This window comes from Erythrobacter sp. AP23, assembly GCF_001542855.1.
GTDB lineage: Bacteria > Pseudomonadota > Alphaproteobacteria > Sphingomonadales > Sphingomonadaceae > Qipengyuania.
The window spans coordinates 91,445-108,999 of sequence record NZ_LNBY01000017.1; the positions used below are offsets into that span (position 1 = coordinate 91,445).

A 17,555-nucleotide genomic window follows, 5' to 3' on the forward strand; every position below is an offset into this window, starting at 1 on the left:
CCATGAGCTTCGATCCGAAAACGACCAAACTCTATATCCAGGATGTCACCCTGCGCGACGGCATGCACGCGGTTCGCCATCAGTACGATCTTGACCATGTACGCAAAATTGCAAAGGCGCTCGATGCCGCTAACGTCGACGCCATCGAGGTGGCTCACGGTGACGGCCTGCAAGGCTCTAGCTTCAACTACGGCTTTGGCGCATGCACCGATTGGGATTGGATCGGCGCGGTGGCCGAAGTGCTCGAGCACTCGGTGCTGACCACGTTGCTTCTGCCTGGCATCGGCACTGTGCATGACCTGAAGCATGCATACGAAATGGGTGTGCGCTCTGTTCGTATCGCCACGCATTGCACCGAGGCAGACGTATCGAAGCAGCATATCGAGGCTGCGCGCGGCCTAGGCATGGACGTATCGGGCTTTCTTATGATGAGCCATATGACCGATCCCGAATCACTGGCTCAACAGGCTCTGTTGATGGAATGCTATGGCGCGCAGTGTGTTTATGTCACCGACAGTGGCGGGGCTATGAACATGGAAGAGTATGTAGCGCGCCTGCAAGCTTATGACCGTGTGCTGAAACCCGAAACGCAGCGCGGTGTGCACGCTCACCATAACCTGTCGCTCGGCGTCGCGAATTCGATCGTGGCGGTGCAAAACGGCGCGCTGCGCGTGGATGCCAGCCTCGCAGGAATGGGTGCAGGTGCAGGCAATGCCCCTCTGGAGGTCTTTATTGCTGCGGCAGATCGCTATGGATGGAACCATGGTTGCGATCTCTATGCACTGATGGATGCTGCTGAAGATCTTGTCCGACCGTTGCAGGACCGCCCGGTGCGGGTAGACCGCGAAACGCTGACGCTGGGATATGCCGGTGTTTACTCCAGTTTCCTGCGCCACGCCGAGAAAGCCGCGCAGGACTATGGTCTCGATACTCGAACGATCCTCTCCGAAGTGGGCCGCCGCAAGATGGTCGGTGGGCAGGAAGACATGATCGTCGATGTTGCGTTGGATTTGATGAAGTCGTGAACATGCATCGGCATGGACACTCAACTGCATTTTGTAGTTGGAATCCAAAACGTGCTTCCTGAGCCCTATCTGATTCCATTGAAGCCCCTAGTGTACCCGCAAGGAGGGTCGAACTCGTCTAATGGTAGGTTTTCGCAAAATTCTGGTTGCCAACCGTTCTGAAATCGCGATCCGTGTGTTTCGGGCTGCGACCGAATTGGGTATCCGGACAGTTGCTATCTACGCCGAGAAGGACAAGTTGTCCCTGCATCGGTTCAAAGCAGACGAGGCATACCTTCTCGATCCCGACAAGGGCCCGATCGAGGCGTATCTGGCAATCGACGATATCATTCGAATTGCGAAGGACGTAGGCGTCGACGCGATTCATCCGGGTTATGGACTATTGTCAGAAAACCCTGATTTTGCCGAGGCTTGCGCAACGAATGGAATCACCTTCATTGGTCCCGATCCCGAAACGATGCGTATGCTGGGAAACAAGGTCTCGGCTCGACAGGTCGCGATCTCAGCGAATGTCCCGGTAATACCGGCAAGCGACCCGCTCCCACAAGATCTTGCTGGGACAGAGCGTATCGCAGAGGAGATCGGATATCCACTTATGCTCAAGGCGAGCTGGGGCGGAGGTGGGCGCGGAATGCGGCCCATCCAGGACCCGGCACAGTTGCATGCCGCAGTCGACGAGGGACGAAGAGAGGCGAAAGCCGCGTTCGGGCGCGATGAGGTGTATCTTGAAAAGCTGATTGCTGATGCGCGGCATGTAGAAGTTCAAATACTCGGCGATACAGAGGGCGTGCTCGTCCACCTCTTCGAGCGCGATTGCACTATCCAGCGGCGAAATCAGAAGGTGATCGAACGCGCGCCCGCGCCCTATCTCGACGATGACCAGAGAGCTGCGATTTGCGAGGCTGCGCTTAAGATTGGTCGTCACACCGGTTATCGCAACGCTGGGACGGTTGAGTTCCTGCTCGACCGTTCTAGCAGTGAATTCTATTTCATCGAGGTCAATCCACGTGTGCAGGTCGAGCACACCATCACCGAAGCGGTGACTGGGCTTGATATTGTCAAAGCGCAAATCCGTTTGGCTCAGGGTACGCGGATCGGGGATGTCGACGAAAGCGGTATCCCGGAGCAATCTGCCATCAAGCTTTCAGGGCATGCTATCCAATGCCGTGTAACAACCGAAGACCCACAGAACAGCTTTATCCCGGACTATGGGCGAATAACGGCCTATCGTGGAGCCTTCGGCAACGGCATCCGCATTGATGGCGGTACGGCGTATTCCGGTGCAGTGGTAACTCGCTATTATGATCCGCTCCTCGAGAAGATAATTGCCTGGGCCGCCGACCCCCAAGAAGCGCAGGCCCGAATGTTGCGAGCATTGCGCGAATATCGGATCCGCGGCGTTGCAACGAACCTGCCTTTCCTTGAAAACCTTGTCGCTCACTCCGCATTTGGAGAAGCAGATTACAACACCCGTTTCATCGACAGCCACCCGGAACTGCTCGCGTCGAAGCAGAAGCGCGATCGTGCGACCAAGCTGCTGACCTATATCGCGGATGTGACGGTCAATGGCCATCCTGACGTTGAAGGCAGGCCGATGCCGAAGCGGACGACAGCCCTACCAGCCTCGTTGGGAATTACAGGCGATGTGCAGCCGGGTACGCGTCAAGTGCTCGCGGAGCAAGGAGCAGATGGCTTCGCGCGCTGGCTGCGCAATCAGGATCGCGTACTCGTCACGGATACCACGATGCGCGATGCGCACCAGTCGTTGTTGGCAACGCGCATGCGAACTATCGATTTGGAGCGGATTGCGCCTGACTACGCCCGTGCTTTTCCGCGGCTTCTCTCTATGGAATGCTGGGGCGGCGCCACTTTCGACGTGGCGATGCGCTTCCTCCAGGAAGATCCGTGGGAGCGGATCTACGCACTCAGGGAAAAGCTGCCTAACATCATGACCCAGATGCTGATCCGTGGCGCAAACGCGGTCGGTTATACCAATTACCCGGACAATGTGGTGCAACACTTCATTCGGCAGGCTGCGGAAAGCATTGATATCTTCCGGATTTTCGATTGCTTCAATTGGGTTGAGAACATGCGGGTCGCCATCGACACCGTTGTCGACTGCGGCAAGCTCGCGGAAGGGACGATCTGTTACACTGGTAATCTACTTGATCCGCAAAGATCTAAGTACAATCTGGAGTACTACCGCGAGGTAGCGCGTCAACTTGACGCTGCTGGCTGCCATTTGATCGCGATCAAGGATATGGCGGGGCTACTGACACCGGAAGCTGCACGCCGCCTCGTCGCGGCACTACGCGATGTTACCGACAAGCCGTTGCACCTGCATACCCACGATACTTCGGGGGCGGCGGCAGCAACGCTGATAGCCGCGGCGGAAGCGGGCGTTGATGCGATTGATGCCGCCATGGACAGCTTCTCGGGACAGACATCCCAGCCTTGTCTTGGATCGGTGGCGCAGGCTCTGCGGCATGGCCCGCGCGACACGGGTCTCGACGAGGCGCAGATCTTCCGTTTCAGCAACTATTGGGAAGCTGTGCGCGCCCAATACGCTGCCTTCGAGAGTGACCTGCAGAGTGGAGCGTCAGAAGTCTATCTGCACGAAATGCCAGGCGGCCAATTCACCAACCTGAAAGAACAGGCTCGATCAATGGGGCTCGAGGGTAGATGGCATGATGTCGCGCATGCTTATCACGCGGCAAACGATCTTATGGGAGATATCATCAAAGTTACGCCGTCATCAAAGGTAGTTGGTGACCTGGCGTTGATGATGGTCACACAAAATATTGCACCAGCTGATATCGCAGATGGAAGCAAGTCAATTTCTTGGCCGGAATCGGTTAAGGGCATGTTGCGCGGCGACCTGGGTCAACCGCACCTTGGTTTTCCTAGTGACCTGCAGTCGCGAGTGCTCGGCGAAGAGGCGCCCTATAGCTGTCGCCCTGCGGAACTCTTCGCCCCTGCGGACCTTGAAGATGAACGCAAACAAGCGTCAGATGCTTGCGGGCACGACATCGGTGATGACGATCTTGCTAGCTTCCTGATGTATCCGCAAATCTTCACCGCGTACGACAAGGCTCGGGTCCAGTTTGGCCCAGTATCCCGGTTGCCCACCCCGACCTTCTTCTATGGCATGGAAGCCGGAGAAGCGATCGGAGTCGAAATTGGGCCTGGCAAGACGCTCAACATCGCGTTGATTGCCATCAGTGAGCTCAATGACAAAGGTGAACGCAGGCTCTTCTTCGAACTTAACGGTCAACCGCGAACGATCACCATGCTTGAGCGCAAGGCTACCGTATCATCGGGCGCGGTCCAGCTCGCTAATGCGGGCGACCCATCGCAGATCGGTGCGCCGATGCCTGGGGTAGTAACCTTGGTTTTGGTGCAGGAAGGCGATGTGGTCGAGAAGGGTGATGCAATCCTCTCGATGGAGGCCATGAAGATGGAAAGCGTTGTAGCGGCTCCCGCCGATGGCACCATCCATCAGGTATCCGTTGCCGTCGGAGATCAGGTCGAGCCCAAGCAGCTTCTTTGCGTAATCAAACCTGATATTCAGGAAGCCGTAGTTGATCCAGTGCGCAACGCAGCTACAGATAGTGCAAAGCAAAACTGCCCGTGAGTTTGGGCCGATCCAAAAGTGCTTCGCGCTTTCGGCGCCAAGCGTATGGGCACTTCTCCACAGGAGACAAGATCAAGATCGTCTTGGAAGGGCAGCGCGGTGATGGAGGCATCGCCGAGGTGTGCCATAGAGAAGGCAATGCCCAGAGCCAATTTTTGCATAAAATCTCACTTTGTCCGTAGGATGCCCGATTGCTCTCGCTCTAAAAATAGTCATTCAAATTCAATGCATTGAATTATCCTCAAAAGTGACTGGTACTACCCACGCACATTGGAACTTGACAGGCACACCGGACGCAGCGATGCCGCCGAGATTTCCTGTTAATTATCATGGCTTTGGACGTCATTTTCGGGGCGTGCATCAACCAATTTGAACGCGATTTACGATTTGGATTCGCAAATCAGTTGCAAGTCAGAGACATCCAGGCTGTTGAAATCACTGCCGAACTTTTCATTTTCCTACAGGCAGGCCGCGACTTACATTGGTCGTCGCCTTTCGCAAGGGTGAGCCAGGTTCTTTGAACAAAAGGACTTGGATAAATGAAAAGGAATCATTGTTTACAGACTTACGTTACCGCTCAAGTTGACGACTGGATAAGGGCCCAAGCGCGTGAACGCGGGGTCAGCTCCAGCATCGTGGTTGGCGATTGCATTCACGATGCATGGCTGCGCGATATGGAGGCAGACTTACGCACGCCTGCCACCGATCCGGTGCGTCAGAACATCTTCATCACGGTCGCGCTGGATGCGTTGCTCACGTACCATCCCGAAACCGATCTACGCGAGCGGGTGGTCGATGCCTATCAACGCAGGCTCGCTCGCCTCGGTCTTGTCGCACCCCGTCCGGCGGGAGGCGATCATGGCGAATGAGATCGAGCAATTGTCGATGCCGTTTATCGCGGAGAGCGGCAAGAATGTGTTGCGCAACAGGGACATCAAACGGGTCTTGAGGATCAAGGAAGTGCGGCACAAAACGGGCCTTGGCCGGTCCACCATCTATCGTTGGATGGACGAAGGGAGGTTCCCCAAACCTGTCCATCTTGGAGCGCGTTCGGTCGCGTGGATTGAGCACGAGATCGACCAGTGGTTGATGAGCCGGAGCAAGTGATGATGCTCCGGCTCAGCCGCAAGGTGGGTCAATTGAGCCTGCCATTGCCGGTGCAGAAGGCAGCCCAATCGCGCATCAGGTCGCGGCGCTTATCGAGATAGTTGGTACGTCGATAAGCGGCCTCGACCTTGTTCGCCACGGTGTGCGAAAGCGCCGCTTCTGCGACCTCGCCCGGGTAACTGGTTTGCTCAGCAGCCCAGTCGCGGAAGGACGACCGGAAGCCGTGCACGGTGAAGGGCAGTTTGGCGTAGCGGAGAATCTTCAAGAGCGTCATATCCGACATCGGGCGCAGGACATCGCGCCCGGGAAAGATCAGGTCGCTGCATTCGGCATAGAATGGACGTGCCCGTTGCAAGACATTTATCGTCGCATCGGTCAGCGGAACGACATGCTCCTTGCCGACCTTAATCCGATCGGCAGGTACTGTCCAGAGCCTGTTCTTGAGGTCGATCTCGGCCCACTTGGCGCCCCGCACTTCGCCAGAGCGGGAAGCGCAAAGGATGAGGAATTCTAGGGCGAGACGGGCAACGGTTGTGCGCTTGTGGAGATGTTCAAAGAACGCTGGAATTTCTTCATAGGGCATCGCAGCAAAGTGGCTATCCTGCTTGGGTTGGCGCGGAAGCGCGCGACCAAGCGAGCGCATGGGGGCCTCGGTTTCGCGCATGCCATTGGCGTAGGCCCAGTCGAGAACGACACCTATGCGTTGTTTTACGCGGCGCGCGGTCTCCGGCTTGTCCAGCCAGATGGGAAGCAAGCATTCGCGGATCAGTGGGCCTTCAATATCATTGACCGGGCGATCGCCGAGCGTTGGGAAAGCGTATTTTTCCAACGTCGTGACCCACTGGCTCTGGTGCTTGCCATTCTTCCAGCCTGCCTTCTGCTCCTTGTGAACGGTTCGCGCTGCATCGGTGAATGTCGGGACTACAATTTCCTGCTTCTTTCTTTCCGCAATTGGATCGATGCCGCGCTGGATATCGCGGCGCATCTCGAATGCGTTCTCGCGCGCTTCCTTCAATGTGACGAGCGAAAGCGACCCGAGCCCAATATCGCGACGCCTGCCTTTGATTGTGCTGCGGAGTACCCAGTAGCCTTTGCTCGGGGCGGTTAAGACGAGCGCCAACCCATCGCCATCTCCGTAACGCCCTGGTTCCTTGAGGTTTCGAATCTGTAGTGCGGTGAGCTTTCCCATTTCCATCCTTTCCGTTCCGCTCCCACATCTGCTCCCACAATTCTTCGTAGAAATAGCGGGAAGATTTAGAACATAATAAGAACATAATATTCCAAAGCAAGCCCGAAAAACCGCAGAGGTCTACGACTTTCAGGGACTTTTTAGGATATCACGGGATGTTATAGGTGGCGGAGACGGAGGGATTCGAACCCTCGATACCCGTTACCAGGTATGGCTCCTTAGCAGGGAGCTGGTTTCAGCCACTCACCCACGTCTCCGCTGACGCATCTTGGCTGCGAGGGGCGCGCTATAGCCATGGCCCCGCGTGCCTTCAAGGGGAGTTTTTGCAACGGTTCCGGCGGGCATGACGCCGCCCGGCGACTCGCTTCGCCGCGTTTTCGATTCGGTTCATCGCCGTTTCATTGCCGCGGCGCTCAAAGGGGATTCTTCTCGTGGCGCAGCTGTCTGCGCATGCGCCGCCGACACGGAGGGATCGATGATGAAGTTCACACGCAAACTGCCGCAATTCGGCTTCGCACTCGCCGCATTCGGCATGATGGCCGGCCCGCTTGCGGCGCAGGTCGAGACGATCGACCCCGATACCGCCATCGACGGCGATCTGGTCGAGCAGCCCGGCGACCAGCCGGTCTATGGCGAGCCGGAGGAGGCCACCACCTATACCGCCGAACCCGATGCGGCGGCGCCCGCCGACGCCTATCCCGAACAGCCGCAATGGTCCGAACAGGCGGCGGAGGATGCGGCGAGCGAGGCGGTCGATACGGCCGCCGTCGACGATCCGGACACGACCTATCGCGAGGACGACCTGATCGGTGCGGCGGAGGGCGTCTTCGGCAAGGGCGCCGAGGGCGTCGCCAAGATGGTCCGCAAGCTGCTGGCCGAGCAGGGTGAACCCAACGCCTATATCGTCGGTCGCGAGGCGGGCGGCGCGTTCATCGTCGGTGCGCGTTACGGATCGGGCACGCTTTACCACAAGGTCGAGGGCGAGCGTCCGGTATACTGGACCGGGCCGTCGGTCGGTTTCGATGCCGGAGCGAATGCCGGCAGCACCTTCGTGCTGGTCTACAACCTCTACGACAGCGAGGAACTCTACGAGCGCTATCCATCGGGCGAAGGCCAGGCCTATGTCATCGGAGGCGTCACCGCGAGCTATCTGCGCAAGGGCGACGTCGTGCTCATCCCTATCCGCATGGGCGCTGGGCTCAGGCTCGGTATCAATGCCGGTTACATGAAGTTTTCCAAGAAGCAGCGCTGGCTCCCGTTCTAACTCGAAAGGAGCGCTTCGGGTCGCACAACCAGAATTCCGGATGGCTCCAGGGCCGCGACAGGATTTCCTGTTGCGGCCCTTTCCATATCCGGCGATGAGGCGGGCATGCTTGACCAACTCGAAGCCCAGTCCCCCGACGCGCTGCTCGCGCTTATCAAGATGCACGCACAGGACCCGCGCGAGGACAAGATCGACCTCGGCGTCGGCGTCTATCGCACCAATGACGGCGCGACGCCGGTCTTTCGCGCGATCAAGGCTGCCGAACAGCGGCTGGTCGATGCCCAGGAGTCCAAGAGCTACCTCGGCCCCGAAGGCGACACCGGCTTCGTCGACGCGCTCAAGCCCTATATCTTCGGCAAGGATGCCGCGATGGGTGGCCGGCTCGAAGGCATGCAGACGCCCGGCGGTACCGGCGCGGTTCGGCTTGCCGTCGCGCTGGCCAAGTCCGCCGGTGTAACCCGCATCCACCTCGGCGTGCCGAGCTGGCCCAACCACGCGCAGATCCTGCAGGACGTGGGGGTCGAAACCAGCACGTTCGACCATGCGAAGGACGACGGCACCGCCGATATCGATGCATTGCTCGCTGCGATCGGCAATGCGCGCGAAACCGATGCCGTGCTGCTGCATGGCTGCTGCCACAACCCGACCGGGGTCGATTACACCGACGAACAGTGGGATCGGATCGCCGATGCCCTTGCCGACAAGGGCATCCTGCCGATCCTCGACGTGGCTTATCACGGGCTGGGGCACGGCCTCGAAGAAGACGTGGCGGGAGTGCGCAAGGTGCTCGCCAAGGTGCCCGAGGCGCTGGTGGCCTATAGCTGCGACAAGAACTTCGGTCTCTACCGCGACCGTGTGGGGGCCTTCTACATGGTCGCGAAGGACGCTGCGGACCTGCCGGCGATCGCGTCCAATGCCAATGCGCTGGCGCGGGCCAACTGGTCGATGCCGCCCGACCACGGCGGGGCCGCCGTCCGCATCGTCCTGCGCGACGAGGACCTGACCAGGCAATGGCTCGACGAACTGGGCGAAATGCGGGCGCGCATGCGCCGTGTGCGCGAACGGCTGGCAGCGGCGGACAACGAGGCACCCGGCCTGAACCTTGCCGCGCTGGGCGGGCAGAACGGGCTCTTCGCCATGCTGCCGCTGTCCAAGGATCAGATCGCCAGGCTGCGCGAGGATCACGGCATCTACATGGCCGGATCGGGCCGCATCAACGTGGCGGGCTTGCACGCCGGCAATACCGAGAAGTTCATCGCCGCGCTGGCCGACGTCACGAGCGGATAGGTGGACCGCCAGCCGACTCTCGAGACCGAGCGGCTGATATTGCGCCCGCTCACCGAGGATGACCGCGAGGCGTTGTACGAAGTCGCGTCCGATCCTGCCGTGTGGGAACAGCACCCGATCCACGACCGCTGGCGGCGCGAGGTGTTCGATGCCTTCTTCGATGACGCGCTGGCGAGCGGCGGCGCCCTGGCGGTGGTCGACCGGCGCGACGATGGCATCCTCGGCTCCACCCGCTTTGATCGGTACGACCCGGACGAGGGCGGGGTGGTCGAAATCGGCTGGACCTTCCTCGCGCCGCGGTGCTGGGGCAAGGGCATCAATCCCGAAATGAAGCGCGCCATGCTGGTCCATGCCTTCGCGCACGTCGCACTGGTCGAGTTCCGCGTCGGCGATACCAATTACCGCTCGCGCAATGCGCTTGAGGCGATCGGCGCAGAGCGCACGACCCGCTACGAACTGGAGAAATACCAGGGCAAGCGCGTCGTCCACCTGGTCTACGAGATTACGCGAGAGAGCTTTGCCGACGGCCCGCTCATGTGATGTTGGACCGGTGTAGGACTGCCCGAGGGAAGTACAGCGACATGGACCGCATGGACCACGGTCCAGAGCAAAAAAACGCGGTTGGGTGAGCGAGGCCGCAGCGGTTCTCATTGCTGACTGGAAAGACCCTCGCGCCATCGCGGTTCGTCAAGCAAATCCCGGGCAAGTAGGAAAGTCGCTGCGATCCCACCCCTTGCGGTGCACGCCAGCCTGCGGCAGCAATGGTTGCCGAGAGGATAGGGAGAGAGCGATGGCACAGGCGCATATCGATGCCGGGCCGCAAAAGCCGGCAGTCGCCGACGATCTGGCAGCGGCAGATCTGCTACAGAGCCTTGCGAAAGGGTGGGCGGATTTTCGTGCCCATCCCCGGTTCGGATTTTTCTTCGGTGCGATCTACGTGGTGGCTGGATGGGCGCTATCCTATGCGCTGGCGGGATCGGCCGGTACCGCGTGGCTGATCGTGGCGGCGGCTGGCTTTCCGCTCGTCGCGCCGTTTACCGCGGTCGGTCTCTACGAAGTCAGCCGCCGCCGCGAGGCGGGTCTGCCGCTCGGCTGGCGACCGGTACTGGGCGCCTTGCGCGGCCGCGGCGACGACCAGTTGCTGATGATGGGCGGCATCATCTTCGTCGCTTTCTCCTTCTGGATGATCCTCGCTCACGGGATCTTTGCCATCTTCCTCGCCGAATCGGGGGTGGGTAGCCACTCGCTCGAGATATTCTTTACGTCCGCGGGCCTCGCGATGTTGCTGGTGGGCGGCATCGTCGGCGGGCTCCTGGCGCTGGCTTTCTTCGCGGTAACCGTGATCAGCCTGCCGATGCTGGTAGACCGGGACACAGACTTCATTTCGGCGATCATCGCCAGCCTTGCCGCGATGCGCGCCAATCGCGGCGTGTTGCTGCTCTGGGCGGGCTTGGTCGCGATCGCATTGTTCGTGGCGATGATTCCGGCATTTCTCGGATTGCTGGTCGTGCTGCCGGTTTTGGGCCATGCCACGTGGCATCTCTATCGTCGCACTGTCGCTCCCGAAGACTAGCGCGGCGCTTCCCGCCGCACGTCGCAAGCGAAATTGCGGTGGCAGGCGAGCGAGGGAGGCCCGGCGTCGAAATCGCTTTCCATCCGCCAATGACCTGCTAATGCGAACGCTTATCAAAAAAGGACCCATTTCTATGCGTAAGCTGGTACTTGCCGCCGCCCTTTCGGGAACCATGCTCACTCTCTCGGCCTGCTCGGGCGGAACCGAAGACGCCACCGAAACGAGTGAGGCTGCCGTTCCTGCCGATACCGGATCCGCTGACGCTGCAGCCACCGACGGCGCCGTGCTCGATGCCAGCACCGCCACCGTCGAAGAGCTTGCCGCTGTCGAAGGCGTGAGCGAAGAGCTTGCGGCAGCCATCGTTGCCGGACAGCCCTATGCCAGCGTCACAGACCTCAACGCCAAGCTGCTCGAAACGCTTGACGCCGAACAGGCCGCCGCTGTGCTGGAGGGCGTCTTCGTGCCGGTGAACCTCAACACGGCGAGCAAGGACGAACTCCGTCTCATCCCCGGCATGACCGAGAAGATGGAGCACGAGTTCGAGGAATACCGCCCCTATGCCGACATGGGTGACTTCGACCGCGAGATCGGCAAATATGTCGACGAAGCCGAAGTCGCCCGGTTCAAGAACTACGTCACTCTCTGACGGCGTTGCAGGTAAACCCTGACGATCTCGATCGCGGCCAGGACCCCTACGTGGATCCAGGCCGTGGTCGGATCGAAGGCCGACCATACCCAGTGCAGGAAGGTCAGGATAGCCGCCGGATAGACGAGGCGGTGCAGTTTCTTCCATGACCGCCTCAGCCGTCGCACCGACATATCGTTCGAGGTGATCGCCAGCGGCAGGAAGAGCGCGAGCGCGATCCAGCCCACGAAAATGTAAGGTGTCGACAACTCGGCAAGGATGAGGTCGGGCGATGCCTTGCGTATCAGATAGATCAGCGTGTGCCCCGCGGCATAGGCGAAGCTGGCGAGGCCAAGATCGCGGCGCCGCCGCATGAGCCAGCCGGTCCACCGCTGGCGGCGGAACATCAGCCGCAGCGGCGTGACCGCCATCGTCGCCATCAGCAGCCAGGCCGCCCAGTCGCCGCTATCGCCGATCGCATGACCATAGCCATAGACGTCGGGTGTCATGGCCCAGCGCCAGCCGATCCACAGCCCCGGCAGCGCAAGTATGAGCCACAGCAGCGGGCGGGAGTTCACGAGGATTTTCGGCACTGCGCGCCCCGGGGTTCCTGTCAGGCGGCGAGGCTTTGCATCCGCCTGAGATAGCGTGCGAGCACGTCGATCTCGAGATTGACCGCATCGCCCTCGGACAAATCGCCCAAGGTGGTCACCTCGCCCGTATGCGGGATGATGTTGAGTGCGAAGCGCACATCACCATTGGGCTCGTCACTTACATCGTTGACCGTCAGCGATACGCCATCGACGGTGATCGAGCCTTTCTCCGCGACAAAGGGGGCGATGTCCTCGCCCGCGAGGATTTCGAGCCGGGTCGATCCGCCGATGTCTTCGGCCAGAGCGACGCGGCCGACCGCATCGACATGCCCGGTGACGAGATGTCCGCCGAGCTCGTCGCCCAGCCGCAGCGCGGGCTCGAGGTTGAGCCTGCGATCCTTGCGCCACTGGTCCTGTGCGGTGCGGCTCACGGTCTCGCCCGACACATCGACCGCAAACCAGGCATCGCCTTCCTCGCCGCCCTTTTCCACCACGGTCAGGCACACGCCCGAACAGGCGATCGAGGCGCCGATGTCGATTCCGGCCGGATCCCAGGGACAGGCGATGACGACGCGCAGATCGCCCTTGTTCTCGATACTGGCAATGGTGCCGATGGCAGTAACGATCCCGGTGAACATGCGTGCTCCTGGCTATCCCTCTATTTCTCGCGCAGGCGGCTGTAGGCTTCGAAATTGTCGCTGCCAAGCTGGCGACGCTCGGCAAGGGCCCAGCGGTCACGCGCATCGGCGAGGACTGCGAGGCCGATATCGCCCACAGCCCCGCGTCCGCCACCGATAACGATCGGCGCGCGATAGATTTCGAGCCGGTCGACGAGGTCGGCGGCGAGGAAGCTGGCGGCAATGTTAGCGCCCGCCTCGACATAGAGATAAAGCGCCTCGAGCGCCGCGATCTGCTCGGGTGTGTTGATGACCTTCACCCCGTCGGGCGGCACGCCGCGAGTGAGCACCACGCGCTGCGGGCTGGATCCTTCGAGCCCGGGCAGGCGGACATCGAGCTTCGGTTTGTCAGCACGCCACGTTCCGCCGCCAACCACGATCGCATCGGCCATCGCGCGGCGCGAATGGACATGCGCGCGCGCTGCCCCGCCGGTGATCCATTGGCTTTCGCCGCTGCTCGTGGCGATGCACCCGTCGAGCGACATGGCGATTTTCATCGTCACATGGGGCCGTTGGGACCGGGCACGGGTCAGATATCCCGCCAGGCTCGCCTCGGCAGCGGGCAAGAGGAGTAGATCGGCGTCGATTCCCGCTTCACGCAGGCGGGCCATGCCATCGCCTGCCGTTCTTGGATCGGGATCTTCGACGCCCGCGACGACACGTGCCACGCCTGCCTCGACCAGCAGCGTGCTGCATGCCGGGCCGCGTGCCGAGCGGTGGGCGCAGGGCTCCAGCGTGACATAGGCGGTCGCGCCGCGTGCCCTCTCACCTGCCTGCGCCAGGGCCACCGCCTCGGCGTGCGGTCGCCCCCCGGGCGCAGTCCAGCCGCGACCGACCACGATACCATCTTTGACCAGGATGCAGCCTACGCCCGGATTGGGATAGCTCGACGGGCGCGTGCGCGTGGCCAGACGCGCTGCCGCTTCCAGCCAGCGCGCGTCAGTCGCCGGTGCCGTCAACCGCCGAGCCCGCCCGGTAAAGTTCGCGCTGCCGGGCTTCTGCCTCGGCCTCTTCACGTGCGCGGTCGATCGCCGCCTGCCGCTCCATCGCCTCGACATCGAGCCCGGTCGCCCGGCCGAGCGCCTTGTAGGCCTCGATCTTGCGCTGCTGCAACTCCGCCGCTTCCGCCTCGCGCGCTTCCTTGCGCCGCTGGTTCTCGATGTTCGAGCGGCGGATTTCTTCGTCGCTGCGCCCTTCGGCGAAGGTGGTGATATAGGTCACTTCGGGCGCGTCGGGCGGGCGGAAATGCGATTCCTGCGACAGCACGGCCAGCGAGGTGAGGGGGATTGCGAAAGACACTGCAAGCAGCGGCCAGCGATAGGGCCGCGGTTCGCGGATATAATCCCACAGATCGGCAAACCCCGCCTTGGCATTGAAACGTGTCTTGAAGCGCATGGCCCACAAGATAGGGGCTTTCGATGAACCGCGCCAGTATCGCTTACCCGAATGCGGCGTAGAGCTCGCGGCCATGGCGGCTCAGCCAGCCATTGGCCTGCTCGATATCGTCCTCGTAGAGCCGTTCGAGCAGCGCGTGGAAAGCAGGCGAGTGATCGAAATGAACCAGATGCGCGACTTCGTGCGCGACGACCGACCGACGGACGGGGTCCGGCGCCTGGACCAGCCGCCAATTGAGTCGCAACACGCCTTCCGAGGAGCAGCTGCCCCAGCGGCGCCGCGCGCGGGTCAGCCTGACCTCGGCGGGTTTGAGCTCGCCGCGCGCGCAATACCGGGCCGCATCGTCGGCGAACAGCCGCCGCGCCTCGCCCTCGAGCCAGCGTTGCAGCCGCTTGCCGAGCGTATGTTGCGGCCCGCCGAGCGACAGTGCTCCGCCCGACAAGGAAGGCTTACGCGGTGCGTCCTCGCGCCAGTCCACGGTGATCGGGGCCCCGCGATACAGCACTTTGCCCTCGCGCACCGGATCGCGCCGCTCGGGCACCTTGGCGAGTTCGGCGGCCAGCCATTCGCGGCGCGCATGGGCGAAGGCAATCGCCTCGACGCTGCGGCACCAATGCGGCAGGGTGATGCGCACCGCGCTGCCATCGGGCGCCATCCGCAAGGTCAGGCGCTTGGCGCGGCGGTTGCGGGTCAGCTCGATCGGTAGCTCGCGTCCGTCCAGCTCGATCACCGGCTCCAGCGCTTCGCGGCGGAGCCAGTCGATCATGCCGCCGCCTCCTCGTCGTCATATTCCCCGTCGCCCCAGTCGACGACATGGTGTTCTAGCGGCCCTGCCTCGTCCTCGCCGATCACCCGGCCCGCGACCGATACTCCGGCGCGCACCACACCCTCGCGGTCGCCGGTCAGCAGGTAATGCCAGTGAGGGAGCGGCTGGTCGTCCGCCCGCCTGCGATAGGCGCAGGTCGACGGCAGCCAGGTGACGTCGTCGACGATCCTGAGCGTCAGACGCAGGCAATCGGGCACGAAGGCCTTGCGGTGCGCGTAATCGGTGCAGCGCGCGGTCTGCGTGTCGAGCAGCTTGCACGCGACATTGGTATGCTCGATCTCGCCGGTGTCTTCATATTCGACCTTATGCAGGCAGCATCGGCCGCATCCGTCGCACAGCGCTTCCCATTCGTCCTGATTCAGGTCGGCCAGCGGCCGTTCCCAGAAGCGGTCCCTCAGCGCACCCATTTTTCCAGTTCCGCAGCAACCGCTACAGGCCCCTCGTCGGTCGGAAGCATGGCCAGCGGATTACCGTCCGGACCGAACAGATAGGTGATGTTGGTGTGCCCGACGAGGTAACCGCCCGCCTCGTTGGGCTCCTCGATCGTATAGGCCGCGGCAAAGGCATCGGTGACCGTATCGATCTGTTCCTTGGTGCCGGTCATACCGATCAGGCGCGGGTGGAAATTGTCGGTGAATTCGGCGAGCACGTCGGGCGTGTCGCGCGCCGGGTCGACGCTGATGAAAAGCGGCTGGATCTGCGCGCCGAGCTCCGGATTATCCTGTTCGAACGCCTTCAGCCCCGCCATCGCGCGCTGGGTATCGACCGGGCACACGTCGGGGCAGTAGGTATAGCCGAAATAGAGCGTGCGGTACTGCCCGTCGAAATCGCTCCAGCTTACCGGCGTGCCGTCTTCACCGGTCAAGGTGAATTCGTCCCCGATCGCGGCGCCGGCGAGCGGGGGTTCGGGTGGCGGCGCGCTCTCGCAAGCAGACAGCAGGGCAAGGGCGGCGATAGGGGGGACGATCTTGCGTAGCATGGTCTGACGGTTCATGGTCTGCTAAGCGCCGCTCCGCAAGGGCGTGTCGGTCTTTGATGTGCGGATAATAGGGGCTTTCAGACGGTGAAGCGTTTCGCGAAATTTTCTCTTCTCTTCACGCTTGCAGGAGCGATTGTCGCAACTCCGCTGCAGGCGCAGATGCAGCGCGACGGATATCAGTTCCTCGAGGCGGTAAAAAAGCGTCAGGGCGACGAGGTCACCCAATTCCTTTCCGAGCCGGGTAGCATTCTCGTCAACACGCGCGACGTCACCAGCGGCGAGACCGCGCTGCATATCGTGACGCAGAGGCGCGATGCGGTGTGGATGCGCTTCCTTCTCGCCAAGGGCGCCAATCCCGACATTGCGGACAAGAACGGTACGACGCCGCTCCAGCTTGCCGCGCAACTCGGTTTCGTCGAAGGGGTCGAAATCCTGGCGGAGCGCGGAGCAAAGGTCGACGTGCCCAACAGCACCGGCGAAACGCCGCTGATTTCCGCCGTGCATCGGCGCGACGGGGGGCTCGTCCGTCTCTTGATCGAGAAGGGGGCCAGCGCCGACCGCGCCGACAATTCGGGCCGGACCGCACGCGATTACGCAACCTTGATGGGCGCGCGCTCCGACATGCTCGAGGAGATCGAGCGGGCCGAGGCCCAGCGCGGCGAGCAGACCGAAACCTACGGGCCGAACTGAGCGATGGATGTCGAAGACCTGACGCTCGATGAGCTGCGGCTCGCGCTTGCCCCCGGCATTGCCGAGGCGGCCGTATTCGACGGCTGGAGCCATGCCGCGCTCGACATGGCCGCCGATCAGCTCGGCGCCGATCGCGACGTTGCGCGCCTGGCCTTCAAGGACGAAGGCGCGATGGGCATGATCTGCGCCTGGATCGAAACCATCGACCGGCAGATGGCGCTCGACCTTCCGGCGGAAAAGCTCGCCGAAATGAAGATTCGCGAGCGTATCCGCAGCCTTATCCAGTACCGGCTCGATGCGGTCGTTGGGCTTGAGGAGGCGCTGCGCCGCGCGCTCGCGATTATGGCCATGCCGCAGAATGCAGCGCGCGCGCTCAAGACCGGCTGGCACAGCGCCGATGTGATATGGCGGCTCGCGGGCGATACGGCGACCGATTACAACCACTATACCAAGCGCGCGATCCTCGCCTCGATCTACGGCGCGACGCTCGCGGTCTTCGTCGAGGACGAGAGCGAGGACAAGGCGGATACGAAAGCCTTTCTCGATCGCCGGATCGACGGCGTCATGAAGTTCGAAAAGGCCAAGGCCAAGTGGCTGAATTCCGAGCGCGAGAGTTTCAGCGTCTCGCGCTTCCTTGGAAGACTGCGCTACCCGGCGCGATAGCTCGCTATTGATAACCAGTTGCAACTGG

Annotated in this window: 19 protein-coding genes and 1 tRNA gene; 11 read left to right on the forward strand and 9 right to left on the reverse strand. The window is 61.7% G+C overall.

Features of this window, described 5'->3' with window-relative positions; all coding sequences use genetic code 11:
- Positions 1–2: 2 nt before the first annotated feature.
- The 4 genes from dmpG (at position 3) to ASS64_RS10350 (ending at position 5,766) form a co-directional block, all read left to right on the forward strand.
- Entirely contained in the window at positions 3–1,025 is a 1,023-nt protein-coding gene (dmpG, locus tag ASS64_RS10330; protein WP_067693830.1) for a 4-hydroxy-2-oxovalerate aldolase, read from the forward strand.
- A gap of 121 nt (positions 1,026–1,146) precedes the next feature.
- The gene (pyc, locus tag ASS64_RS10335) at positions 1,147–4,659 is read left to right on the forward strand and encodes a pyruvate carboxylase (RefSeq protein WP_083508307.1); all 3,513 of its coding nucleotides are present in this window, start codon (positions 1,147–1,149) and stop codon (positions 4,657–4,659) included.
- A gap of 539 nt (positions 4,660–5,198) precedes the next feature.
- A complete protein-coding gene (locus tag ASS64_RS10345; protein ID WP_067693836.1) occupies positions 5,199–5,528 on the forward strand; it encodes a hypothetical protein in 330 nt (109 codons plus the stop codon).
- Positions 5,518–5,766 (forward strand): AlpA family transcriptional regulator, encoded by a 249-nt coding sequence (locus tag ASS64_RS10350; RefSeq protein WP_369815370.1) that lies wholly within the window; start codon positions 5,518–5,520, stop codon positions 5,764–5,766. The genes ASS64_RS10345 and ASS64_RS10350 overlap by 11 nt, the downstream gene beginning before the upstream one ends.
- A 28-nt stretch (positions 5,767–5,794) precedes the next feature.
- Here ASS64_RS10350 and ASS64_RS10355 read toward each other — a convergent pair whose 3' ends face one another.
- Both ASS64_RS10355 and ASS64_RS10360 read right to left on the reverse strand, forming a co-directional pair.
- Positions 5,795–6,955 (reverse strand): site-specific integrase, encoded by a 1,161-nt coding sequence (locus ASS64_RS10355; protein ID WP_067695175.1) that lies wholly within the window; start codon positions 6,953–6,955, stop codon positions 5,795–5,797.
- A gap of 165 nt (positions 6,956–7,120) precedes the next feature.
- A tRNA-Ser gene (locus ASS64_RS10360) sits at positions 7,121–7,212 on the reverse strand.
- Between the two features lie 218 nt (positions 7,213–7,430).
- Between ASS64_RS10360 and ASS64_RS10365 the strand changes: the two genes are divergently transcribed.
- From ASS64_RS10365 to ASS64_RS10385, 5 genes are all read left to right on the forward strand, one after another.
- Positions 7,431–8,219 (forward strand): DUF1134 domain-containing protein, encoded by a 789-nt coding sequence (locus ASS64_RS10365; protein ID WP_157075164.1) that lies wholly within the window; start codon positions 7,431–7,433, stop codon positions 8,217–8,219.
- A gap of 105 nt (positions 8,220–8,324) precedes the next feature.
- Positions 8,325–9,506, forward strand: coding sequence for an aromatic amino acid transaminase (locus tag ASS64_RS10370; RefSeq protein ID WP_067693839.1), 1,182 nt, complete (start codon positions 8,325–8,327; stop codon positions 9,504–9,506).
- A complete protein-coding gene (locus ASS64_RS10375) occupies positions 9,507–10,046 on the forward strand; it encodes a GNAT family N-acetyltransferase (RefSeq protein ID WP_067693843.1) in 540 nt (179 codons plus the stop codon).
- A gap of 250 nt (positions 10,047–10,296) precedes the next feature.
- Complete coding sequence (locus tag ASS64_RS10380; RefSeq protein ID WP_067693846.1) at positions 10,297–11,079, forward strand: DUF2189 domain-containing protein; 783 nt, start codon at positions 10,297–10,299, stop codon at positions 11,077–11,079.
- A gap of 133 nt (positions 11,080–11,212) precedes the next feature.
- Entirely contained in the window at positions 11,213–11,725 is a 513-nt protein-coding gene (locus ASS64_RS10385; RefSeq protein WP_067693849.1) for a hypothetical protein, read from the forward strand.
- Here ASS64_RS10385 and ASS64_RS10390 read toward each other — a convergent pair.
- From ASS64_RS10390 to ASS64_RS10420, 7 genes are read right to left on the reverse strand one after another with little or no spacing between them, the layout of a single operon-like run.
- Positions 11,710–12,297 carry a sulfite oxidase heme-binding subunit YedZ gene (locus ASS64_RS10390; protein WP_234002381.1) on the reverse strand — a complete coding sequence of 196 codons (588 nt, stop codon included), beginning with the start codon at positions 12,295–12,297 and terminating at the stop codon, positions 11,710–11,712. The two genes, ASS64_RS10385 and ASS64_RS10390, sit on opposite strands and share 16 nt — an antisense overlap.
- 20 nt (positions 12,298–12,317) lie before the next feature.
- On the reverse strand, positions 12,318–12,935 hold the full coding sequence (locus tag ASS64_RS10395) for a riboflavin synthase (protein WP_067693851.1): 618 nt from the start codon (positions 12,933–12,935) through the stop codon (positions 12,318–12,320).
- 20 nt (positions 12,936–12,955) lie between these two features.
- Entirely contained in the window at positions 12,956–13,933 is a 978-nt protein-coding gene (gene ribD / locus ASS64_RS10400) for a bifunctional diaminohydroxyphosphoribosylaminopyrimidine deaminase/5-amino-6-(5-phosphoribosylamino)uracil reductase RibD (RefSeq protein ID WP_067693854.1), read from the reverse strand.
- Complete coding sequence (locus ASS64_RS10405; protein ID WP_067693857.1) at positions 13,914–14,369, reverse strand: hypothetical protein; 456 nt, start codon at positions 14,367–14,369, stop codon at positions 13,914–13,916. Before ASS64_RS10405 ends, ribD begins: the two co-directional genes overlap by 20 nt.
- Before the next feature lie 43 nt (positions 14,370–14,412).
- Positions 14,413–15,135 (reverse strand): M48 family metallopeptidase, encoded by a 723-nt coding sequence (locus tag ASS64_RS10410; RefSeq protein ID WP_067693860.1) that lies wholly within the window; start codon positions 15,133–15,135, stop codon positions 14,413–14,415.
- Positions 15,132–15,602, reverse strand: a complete 471-nt coding sequence (locus ASS64_RS10415) for a YcgN family cysteine cluster protein (protein ID WP_067693863.1) — start codon at positions 15,600–15,602, stop codon at positions 15,132–15,134. Before ASS64_RS10415 ends, ASS64_RS10410 begins: the two co-directional genes overlap by 4 nt.
- The gene (locus tag ASS64_RS10420; RefSeq protein ID WP_067693866.1) at positions 15,590–16,189 is read right to left on the reverse strand and encodes an SCO family protein; all 600 of its coding nucleotides are present in this window, start codon (positions 16,187–16,189) and stop codon (positions 15,590–15,592) included. Before ASS64_RS10420 ends, ASS64_RS10415 begins: the two co-directional genes overlap by 13 nt.
- A gap of 144 nt (positions 16,190–16,333) precedes the next feature.
- On the opposite strand from ASS64_RS10420, the gene ASS64_RS10425 reads away from it, so the two are divergent.
- Together ASS64_RS10425 and ASS64_RS10430 are read left to right on the forward strand one after the other, a co-directional pair.
- On the forward strand, positions 16,334–16,864 hold the full coding sequence (locus ASS64_RS10425) for an ankyrin repeat domain-containing protein (protein ID WP_083508359.1): 531 nt from the start codon (positions 16,334–16,336) through the stop codon (positions 16,862–16,864).
- Between the two features lie 3 nt (positions 16,865–16,867).
- The gene (locus ASS64_RS10430) at positions 16,868–17,527 is read left to right on the forward strand and encodes a COQ9 family protein (RefSeq protein ID WP_067693873.1); all 660 of its coding nucleotides are present in this window, start codon (positions 16,868–16,870) and stop codon (positions 17,525–17,527) included.
- Positions 17,528–17,555 lie beyond the last annotated feature (28 nt).

Coding starts and splice junctions, on each gene's coding strand:
- dmpG (WP_067693830.1), top strand. CDS start 3: ATGAGCTTCGATCCGAAAACGACCAAACTCTATATCCAGGATGTCACC.
- pyc (WP_083508307.1), top strand. CDS start 1,147: ATGGTAGGTTTTCGCAAAATTCTGGTTGCCAACCGTTCTGAAATCGCG.
- ASS64_RS10345 (WP_067693836.1), top strand. CDS start 5,199: ATGAAAAGGAATCATTGTTTACAGACTTACGTTACCGCTCAAGTTGAC.
- ASS64_RS10350 (WP_369815370.1), top strand. CDS start 5,518: ATGGCGAATGAGATCGAGCAATTGTCGATGCCGTTTATCGCGGAGAGC.
- ASS64_RS10355 (WP_067695175.1), bottom strand. CDS start 6,955: ATGGGAAAGCTCACCGCACTACAGATTCGAAACCTCAAGGAACCAGGG.
- ASS64_RS10365 (WP_157075164.1), top strand. CDS start 7,431: ATGATGAAGTTCACACGCAAACTGCCGCAATTCGGCTTCGCACTCGCC.
- ASS64_RS10370 (WP_067693839.1), top strand. CDS start 8,325: ATGCTTGACCAACTCGAAGCCCAGTCCCCCGACGCGCTGCTCGCGCTT.
- ASS64_RS10380 (WP_067693846.1), top strand. CDS start 10,297: ATGGCACAGGCGCATATCGATGCCGGGCCGCAAAAGCCGGCAGTCGCC.
- ASS64_RS10385 (WP_067693849.1), top strand. CDS start 11,213: ATGCGTAAGCTGGTACTTGCCGCCGCCCTTTCGGGAACCATGCTCACT.
- ASS64_RS10395 (WP_067693851.1), bottom strand. CDS start 12,935: ATGTTCACCGGGATCGTTACTGCCATCGGCACCATTGCCAGTATCGAG.
- ASS64_RS10405 (WP_067693857.1), bottom strand. CDS start 14,369: ATGCGCTTCAAGACACGTTTCAATGCCAAGGCGGGGTTTGCCGATCTG.
- ASS64_RS10410 (WP_067693860.1), bottom strand. CDS start 15,135: ATGATCGACTGGCTCCGCCGCGAAGCGCTGGAGCCGGTGATCGAGCTG.
- ASS64_RS10415 (WP_067693863.1), bottom strand. CDS start 15,602: ATGGGTGCGCTGAGGGACCGCTTCTGGGAACGGCCGCTGGCCGACCTG.
- ASS64_RS10420 (WP_067693866.1), bottom strand. CDS start 16,189: ATGAACCGTCAGACCATGCTACGCAAGATCGTCCCCCCTATCGCCGCC.
- ASS64_RS10425 (WP_083508359.1), top strand. CDS start 16,334: ATGCAGCGCGACGGATATCAGTTCCTCGAGGCGGTAAAAAAGCGTCAG.
- ASS64_RS10430 (WP_067693873.1), top strand. CDS start 16,868: ATGGATGTCGAAGACCTGACGCTCGATGAGCTGCGGCTCGCGCTTGCC.